The 7,922-nt window shown below is 70.9% G+C and carries 4 protein-coding genes, 2 tRNA genes and 1 pseudogene; 5 read left to right on the top strand and 2 right to left on the bottom strand.

Annotated features, from left to right (window positions below):
* Positions 1-256: 256 nt before the first annotated feature.
* Positions 257-2,035 carry a signal peptide peptidase SppA gene (gene sppA, locus Q0R13_RS03355; RefSeq protein ID WP_293899461.1) on the bottom strand — a complete coding sequence of 593 codons (1,779 nt, stop codon included), beginning with the start codon at positions 2,033-2,035 and terminating at the stop codon, positions 257-259.
* A 180-nt stretch (positions 2,036-2,215) separates the two neighbouring features.
* Between sppA and Q0R13_RS03350 the strand changes: the two genes are divergently transcribed.
* Positions 2,216-4,351, top strand: a complete 2,136-nt coding sequence (locus Q0R13_RS03350) for a S9 family peptidase (protein ID WP_293899458.1) — start codon at positions 2,216-2,218, stop codon at positions 4,349-4,351.
* Positions 4,352-4,453: 102 nt separating this feature from the next.
* Here the strand turns inward: Q0R13_RS03350 and Q0R13_RS03345 are convergent.
* Positions 4,454-4,530, bottom strand: a tRNA-Pro gene (locus Q0R13_RS03345).
* 145 nt (positions 4,531-4,675) lie between these two features.
* Between Q0R13_RS03345 and Q0R13_RS03340 the strand changes: the two genes are divergently transcribed.
* The 4 genes and pseudogenes from Q0R13_RS03340 to Q0R13_RS03325 all read left to right on the top strand — a co-directional run.
* Positions 4,676-4,749, top strand: a tRNA-Gln gene (locus Q0R13_RS03340).
* Positions 4,750-5,137: 388 nt separating this feature from the next.
* The gene (locus Q0R13_RS03335) at positions 5,138-5,392 is read left to right on the top strand and encodes a hypothetical protein (protein WP_293899455.1); all 255 of its coding nucleotides are present in this window, start codon (positions 5,138-5,140) and stop codon (positions 5,390-5,392) included.
* 69 nt (positions 5,393-5,461) lie between these two features.
* On the top strand, positions 5,462-6,697 hold the full coding sequence (locus Q0R13_RS03330; RefSeq protein WP_293899452.1) for a TolC family protein: 1,236 nt from the start codon (positions 5,462-5,464) through the stop codon (positions 6,695-6,697).
* Positions 6,694-7,920, top strand: a pseudogene (locus Q0R13_RS03325) (efflux RND transporter periplasmic adaptor subunit); the annotation flags it as partial. The gene Q0R13_RS03330 and the pseudogene Q0R13_RS03325, both read left to right, overlap by 4 nt.
* Positions 7,921-7,922: the final 2 nt, after the last annotated feature.

Here is a 7,922-nt window from a genome sequence, read left to right as displayed (position 1 = left end):
CCCTGCGCAGCAGGGTGGAGGGGGCCTGCAGGATGGATCTCTGCGGTGGCGTTCCCACTCCACCACCCTTCGGGCGGTCCCCCTCCCCCTGCGGGTGAGGAGAAGAACGGTGGCGCCGCCATCCGCCGCGGTCGCGTTGCCCTCTGGAGCGCGTCAGGCGAAAGTGGATCCCGGTTTCGCCGCCCGACGCGCTCTAATTCAAAGAGTTAGAGCCTTTTTATCTGGTTCAAGTGAGTTCACTTGAACCAGAAAGGCTCTATCGGATCGCGGTCGGGGCGAGGACCATGCCGCCGCCCTGGCTGCGCAGTTTCGCCTCGGATATCCGGTCCAGGATGCCCTGCGCGCGGGGGTCGGCGAATACCCAGGCCGCCGCCGCCAGGGTCCGTGCCGAGGTCGCCGAAACCCCCAGGGCGTGCTGGATCGCCTCCAGCGTTCCCTCGCTGGGCGACATGTGACGTATCGCTACGTCACCCTGCAGCCCGGCCAGGTCCTTGGCTACGTCCACCGCCTGGTAGAAGCCGCCAACCTTGTCCACCAGGCCCAGGTCCTTGGCCTGGACGCCGGTCCAGACGCGGCCCTTGGCGAGCTCGCGAACCCGGGCCTCGGGCAGCTTGCGGCCCGTCGCCACCCGGCTGACAAAGTTGCCGTAGATGTGGTCCATCCAGCCGGAGAAGGCCGCCCGCTGGGCCGGGGTGAACGGCTGGCCCATGCCGAAGGCGCCGGCGTAGGGGTTGCCGACATTGGTCTCGCGCACATCGATGCCGAACCTGGCCAGCGCCGGGCCCAGGGCGAACTTGCCGCCATAGACTCCGATCGACCCGGTCAGGGTGGTGGGCTCGGCGACGATCGCCGAGGCTTCCGACGAGATCCAGTAACCGCCCGAGGCGCCATAGGTGCTCATGGAGATCACCACCGGCTTCTTCTGCGCCTTGGCCACCCGGATGGCGTCGAGGATCTGTTCGGAGGCGGTGTCCGACCCGCCCGGCGAGTTCAGCCGCAGCACGATGGCCTTCACGGACTCGACCTTGGCCGCCTTCAGGATCGCCCCGGCCAGATCGTCGGAATAGATGGTCGCCCCGCCCGTGAAGGGGTTCGAGCCCTGGTTCTTGCCGGTGATGATCGGCCCCTCGGCCTCGATCAGGGCGATGCTGTCGCCGGTCGGCCGGCTGCGGCTGCGGTTGGCGTCGGCGTAGTCGTCGAAGTCGACTGGCTGGGCCCCGTCGCCGGCCTTGTCCAGCAGCGCCTGCTCGGCCTCGCGCACCTGGCCAACATGGTCGATCAGCTTGAGCTTGAGCGCGTCCTCGGCGAGGTACGGCCCGGCCTCAAGGCTGGTCTTCAGGGCCGCGGGATCGCCCTTCCGGTCGGCCGCGGCGAATCCCAGGTTCGACTGGTAGACCGAGCCCATCCAGCTCAGCGTCGATTCCTTGTGGGCGGGCGTGTAGTCGGAATAGAGGTAGCCGTTGACGGCATTCTTGTATTCGTAGCGCTGCTCGTACTGCGGAACGACGCCGTACTTATCGAACAGGCGCTTGAAGAACAGGTCCTCGGTGGCCATCCCGGTCACCTGCAGCGACGCGCCGGGCTGCATCCAGAACTGGTCGGAGGCCGCCCCCAGCATGTAGGTCGTGGTCACGAAGCCGGACGGATAGATGCCCTGGCTGTGGGCGTAGATCGGCTTGCCCGAGGCGCGGAAGTGGGTGAACGCCAGCCGGATCTCGTCGGCCATCCCCGGTTCCAGCCCGCCCTCCGGCAGGCGCACCAGCACACCCTGGACGCGGTCGTCCTTCTCGGCCCGGCGCAGGGTCGAGATGATCGACATCACCGAGTTGGAATTGCGCCCGATCCCCCACAGCGGGTTCTGCGGCGACTGGTCGGTGAGCGCGCCGCGCAGGTCCAGTTCCAGCACGCTCTTGGCCGGGATGGGCGGCGGGGCGGCGGCCGAGGCCACCAGGCTGATCAGCACCAGCGGCGCCCCGATCATGAAGACCAACAGGCCCGCGAAGACGCCCGCCGCGGTGATCAGGAACTGCTTCATGTCTCAGGTCGCGCCCAGGGCCAATACTCAGAGCCGCCTCTCGCATACATTGCCGCCGGCGCAAAGACGACATGCTCGCCCCGACCCGGAGAACGGGCGGCGACGCTCCGCCGTATCGACGCGCGGGCCGGAGGTCGGCGATGTAGGGTCCGGTTCGAACGCATCACCCCGAGGGCTGTCATGAGGATCTGCGAGACACTGGCCATAGCGGCCGCGGCTGCGGCCCTGGGCCTGGCCCTGGCCCTGGCCTCCGCGGCCCAGGCCCAGCCTGCGCTCAAGGCCCACATCACCCACGAGACCCTGTGGATGATGAAGCGGGTCGGCGCGCCGCAGGCCAGCCCGGACGGCAAATGGGTGGTCTTCTCCATCGTCGAGCCGTCCTACGAGCCGGACAAGGCGGTCAGCGACCTGTGGGTCGTGCCGGCCGATGGCTCGGCCCCGCCGCGGCCGCTCACCAACACCAGGGGCGGGGAGGGCGGCGTGGTCTGGTCGCCGGACAGCCGCCGCATCGCCTTCAGCGCCAAGCGCGAGGGCGACGAGGCCGACCAGGTCTATGTCCTGGATCTGGCGTCGGGCGGCGAGGCGCGGCGGGTGACCACGATCTCCACCGGCGCGGCCGGCCCGCAGTGGCGGCCCGACGGCCAGGCCCTGCTGTTCGAGACCAGCGTCTATCCCGGCGCGCTCACCGACGAGGCCAACAAGACGGCGGCCAAGGCGGTGAAGGACCGCAAGTACAATGTCCGCGCCTATGAACACTACCCGATCCGCTACTGGAACGAGTGGCTGGACGAGCGGGCGCCGACCATCGAGGTGGTGGGACTGGAGCCCGGCGCGGCGCCCCGGGACATCCTCTCCGCTTCCGCCCTGGCCCACGCCCCCGGCTTCTCCGGCCCCTCGGGCGAGACCAGCGTGTCGCTGCAGCCGATCTGGAGCCCCGACGGCAAGGAGATCGTCTTCAACGCCACCACCGAGCGGTGGAACGCGGCCTATTCGAATGTGGCCTTCCAGCTCTATCGCGTGGCCGCGGACGGCGGCGAACCGCGCGCGGTGACGACGGCCAGGGGTGACTATGACAACGCCGCCTTCAGCCCGGACGGCAAGTCGCTCTATTTCAGCTACGCCGTGCAGGACGATCAGGTCTACGACCTGCCGCGCCTTTCCAGGGTGGCCTGGCCGGCCGGCGGCGTCGCCACGGTGGTGGCGCGCGACTTCGACCGCGAGCCCGTCAGGTTCCAGGTCACGCCGGACAGCAAGACGCTCTACCTGCTGGTTCCCGAGGCCGGGAAGGAGAACCTCTACCGGGTGGCGGCCGACGGCGGAAAGCCGGAGCTGGTGCTCGAGCCGGCCAACGGCGGCTACACCAGCCTGGCGATCCCGTCGAAGGCCGCCAAGCCGATCCTGATCGCCAGCTATGGCAGCGCGGTGAGCCCGGCGGAGATCGTGCGCATCGATCCGGCGGCGAAGACCCACGCCAACCTGACCCGTGTGAACACGGCCCTGGCCGCGACCTTGGACTGGCAGCCACCCCGGCACTTCACCTTCACCAGCGCCGGCGGCCGGCCGCTGCACAACATGATCGTGCTGCCGCCCAACTTCGACCCGGCGAAGAAATATCCGCTGCTGGTCTTCATCCATGGCGGCGCGGCCAGCATGAACCCCGACCAGATCAGCCTGCGCTGGAACTACCACCTGCTGGCCGAGCCCGGGTACGTGATCCTGATGACCGACTACACGGGCTCCACCGGGTTCGGGGAGAAGTTCGCCCAGGCGATCAAGCTGGACCCGCTGCGGACGCCCGGCCTGGAGATCGACCAGGCGGTGGACCAGGCCCTGAAGCGCTATCCCTTCATCGACGGGACGCGGATGTGCGCCGCCGGGGCCAGCTACGGCGGCCACCTGGTCAACTGGCTGGAAGCCACCACCACGCGCTACCGATGCCTGATCAGCCACGCCGGCGAGGTGGACCTGCAGAGCCAATGGGGCACGAGCGACGGCAACTATGGCCGCGAGGTCACCAATGGCGGTCCGCCCTGGGACAAGGCCAACGCCATCTGGCGCGAGCAGAGCCCGATCGGCTATGCCGCCGACTGGAAGACGCCGATGCTGCTGTCGATCGGCGAGCGCGACTTCCGGGTGCCGATCAACAACACCCTGGAGAACTGGGCGACCCTGCAGCGGCAGAAGGTGCCCAGCCGCCTGCTGGTCTGGCCCGACGCCTGGCACTGGATCCTGAAGCCCGAGGACAGCCGCCACTTCTACGCCGAGGTCGATGCCTGGCTGGCCCGCTACCTCAAGGGGGAGGCGGCGGCGAAGTAGCGCGCGCCGCGCAATCGCGCCACCGGCCGCGGCATCGTGGCCGCGGCGGCGGCGCAGATCCGCGAACCCGCGAAGGGGCTGGGGGCAAGGGGCGGGAGGAAATGGTCGGAGTGGCAGGATTTGAACCTGCGACCCCCGCGTCCCGAACGCGGTGCTCTACCAGACTGAGCCACACTCCGACGGCAAGGAAGCGGTCGTATAGAGGATGGCCCTCGCCCCCGCAAGCAGACCTTGGCGGGGTTTGTTCAGGGGCGTTGCATCGGTCGGTCCGCTGCGCTATTTCCCCCGCTCCCGAGGGCCGAGCCCTCGACGGGCCGTTCCTGCTGGGGAATGGTGTAATGGTAACACTGCGGTTTTTGGTACCGTCATTCTAGGTTCGAGTCCTAGTTCCCCAGCCACGGATTTCATTCAGCTATCTGGCGGTTGGGCTGGCTTGTCGGGCGCGCGGTTTAGGGCGTCGTTTGCAGCCTGCGTCTTCACCCTGTTCCGCCAAGGCTCTTCGACCGGCGTCGATCCGATGGCTTCGCAGGCGCGCAGCGCCGGCGGCGGCGGATGAAGGTCAACCGCCGCAGGTCGACCTCGCCGGCGCCGGCGTGATCCTGTTGGGAGCATGGGACGCTTGAGGCCGGGCGCCTTGCGCCAAGGGGACGCCGCGCCCATTGTCCAGCGCAGATGCCGCGCGCGAACACCCTTCTCGGCCTGCTCGCCGCGATCATGCTTGTGGTCGCCGGCTTGCCCTCGCGCGCCGCGGCTGCGCCTTGCGATCCGTGCCCGCCTGACTGCCAGATGATGCAGCCGGCGACCAAGGACATGGCCGCCATGGGCCATGGCAGCGGCGCGCCGGCCAAGGGCGGCAAGTCCGCCTCGCCGTGCGACCAGGGCGTGGCCTGCCAGACCGCGGTGGCGTCGACCACCCCGCCGACGGGGGCCGTCGTGAGCCTCCAGCTCACCGTCCGCGACATGGCCCACGGGTCGCTGGCGGTGCTGGCCATGCCCTCCTGGCCGCCCGACCGAAGTCTGCGGCCACCGATCCAGCTCTGACGATCCCTGAACCGGCGGCGTCCCCGCCGGCCCCGGCGCCCGTGCGCCTTCAGCAGGAGTTGTCGGAGCATGTCTCCCTATCGTTGGCTGGCCGCTTTGCCGCTGGCCGCCACCCTTGCGGGCTCCGCCATGGCCGGGCCGCTGACCTTTGCCGAGGCGCTCGACCGAGCCCAGACGGCGGTCCCCAGCCTGCAAGCGGCATCGCTGATCGCCGATGCGGCCCGGGCCTCGGCGCGGTCCGCAGGCGCGCTGCCCGATCCGAAGCTGGGCCTGAGCCTGGAAAACCTCCCGGTCACCGGGCCGAACGCCGGCCGGCTCGGCGCGGACGAGATGACTATGGCGCGCGTCGGCCTCCAGCAGGACGTGCCGAACGCCGCGCGCCGCCGCGCCGCGCACGTGGAGGCCAGCGCCGCGATCTCGGAGGCCGAGGCCATGCGCCTGGCGGAGGCGCGCCGGGTGAAGCTGGGCGCCGCCCTGGCCTGGATCGATCTGGCCTATGCCGAGCGCCGGCTGGCCGCCCTCGACCATGTGCTGAGGTCCCTGGCGCCTGTCTGGGACGCGCAGCCTTCGGCCGTCGCGTCGGGGCGGGCGCGGCCGGCGCAGGCGTTGACGCCCGTGGCGATGCGCGCCGCGCTGGAGGACCGGCGCAGTGAGCAGACAGCGGCGGTGGCTCGCGCCCGCGCCCAGTTGACCCGCTGGACCGGCGAGCCCGGCCCCTCGACCGCCGGCGCCGCGCCCGACTTCGAGATCGACCCGGTGGCGCTGCAAGACGGCCTGGAGGACGTGCCCGCGCTGGTGGCGAGCCGGGCGGCCATCGCCCGCGCGGACGCCGCCGTGGGCGCGGCGCGCGCCGCCAAGCGCCCGGACCTCGGGTTCGAGGTCGCCTACGGCCGCCGCGACCCGAGGTTTGGAGACATGCTCACGGCCGGCGTGACCGTCAGCCTGCCACTCTGGCCGGGCAGCCGCCAGGAGCCGCAGATCGCCGCCCGCCGAGCCGAGGCCGCCAGCGCCCGCGCAACCGTGGAAGACGCCCGCCGCGCGCTCGCCGCGCAGTTCGAGGCCGATTGGGCCGACCACATCATGCACCACGACCAATGGCATCGAACGGTGGCGATCGTGCTTCCGGCGGCGCAGCAGCGCGCCGACCTGGAGACTGCCAGCTATGCGGCCGGGACCGCCGGCCTGCCAGACATCCTCGACGCCTTCTCGGCCCTGGCCGAGGCCAAGCTCACCGCCCTGGACCGCGAGGCCCTGGTGGCCCGCGACGCCGCCCGCATCGTCCTGACCTACGGAAGCGCCCAATGACTCGCGCCCAGACCCTTGCCCTAGCCGTGGTTGGCCTCGTCGCGCTCGGCGGCGCCGGCTTCCTCGGCGGCCGGATGACCCGGTCCGCCGGCCCGATCCCCAGCGGCCCGACCCCCACCGTCGCGCCCACGGGCCGCCAGGTGCTCTACTGGTACGACCCGATGGTCCCGGCGCAGCACTTCGACAAGCCGGGCAAGTCGCCGTTCATGGATATGCGGCTGCAGCCCCGGTACGCCGGAGGGGCGGGGGTTGGCGAGGCGGCCAGCGGGGTCCGGATCGACCCGGCCCAGGTCCAGACCCTCGGCGTGCGCCTGGCGAGGGTGGAGCGCGGAATCCTGCCGAGTGGGCTGACCGCCACCGGCGTCATCGACTTCAATTCGCGCGACGTCGCCGTCGTGCAGGCGAAGGCTGGCGGGTTCGTGCAGCGGGTCTACGGCCGCGCGCCGGGGGATGTGGTGAGCGCAGGCGCCCCCCTGGCCGATATCCTCGTGCCCGAGTGGGCCGGGGCGCAGGGCGAGTATCTGGCGGTGCGCCGCACGGGGGACGAGGCCCTGATCCGCGCCGGTCGGGAACGCTTGCAACGGCTGGGCATGCCGCCCGCCCTGGTCGCCGCCGTCGAGCGGAGCGGCCAGGTCCGCAATGTCGCCACCATCGCCACGCCCATCGGCGGCGCGATCACCACGCTGACGGTGCGCGACGGCATGACGGTCACGGCCGGGCAGACCTTGGCCGAGGTGAGCGGGCTGGGGCGCGTCTGGCTCAACGTGGCCGTGCCGGAGGCGATGTTGGGTCAGGTGCGGCTCGGCGAGCCGGCCAGCGCCACGCTTAGCGCCTATCCTGGCGAGACATTATCCGGTCGGGTGACAGCCGTGTTGCCGCAGGCCCAGGCCGAAAGCCATACGCTGACGGTGCGGATCGAGCTGCCCAATCCGGCCGGACGGCTCAAGCCGGGCATGTTCGCCACGGTCCAGTTCGCAGGCACGTCGCAGCCGGCCCTCACGGTGCCGTCGGAAGCCGTGATCCGGACCGGCCGCCGCACCCTCGTCATGCTGGCGCAGCCCGGCGGACGCTACCGCCCGGCGGAGATCCGATCCGGTCGCGAGGCGGGTGGACGCACCGAGGTGCTGGCGGGCCTTGCCGAAGGCGAGCAGATCGTGGCCTCCGGCCAGTTCCTGCTCGACAGCGAAGCCAGCCTGTCCGGCGTCGAGGCCCGGCCGGTGGGCGC

The sequence above is a fragment of the Phenylobacterium sp. genome, from assembly GCF_025351295.1.
Taxonomy (GTDB): Bacteria; Pseudomonadota; Alphaproteobacteria; order Caulobacterales; family Caulobacteraceae; genus Phenylobacterium.
This window is presented reverse-complemented; position numbering and strand designations above follow the sequence as displayed.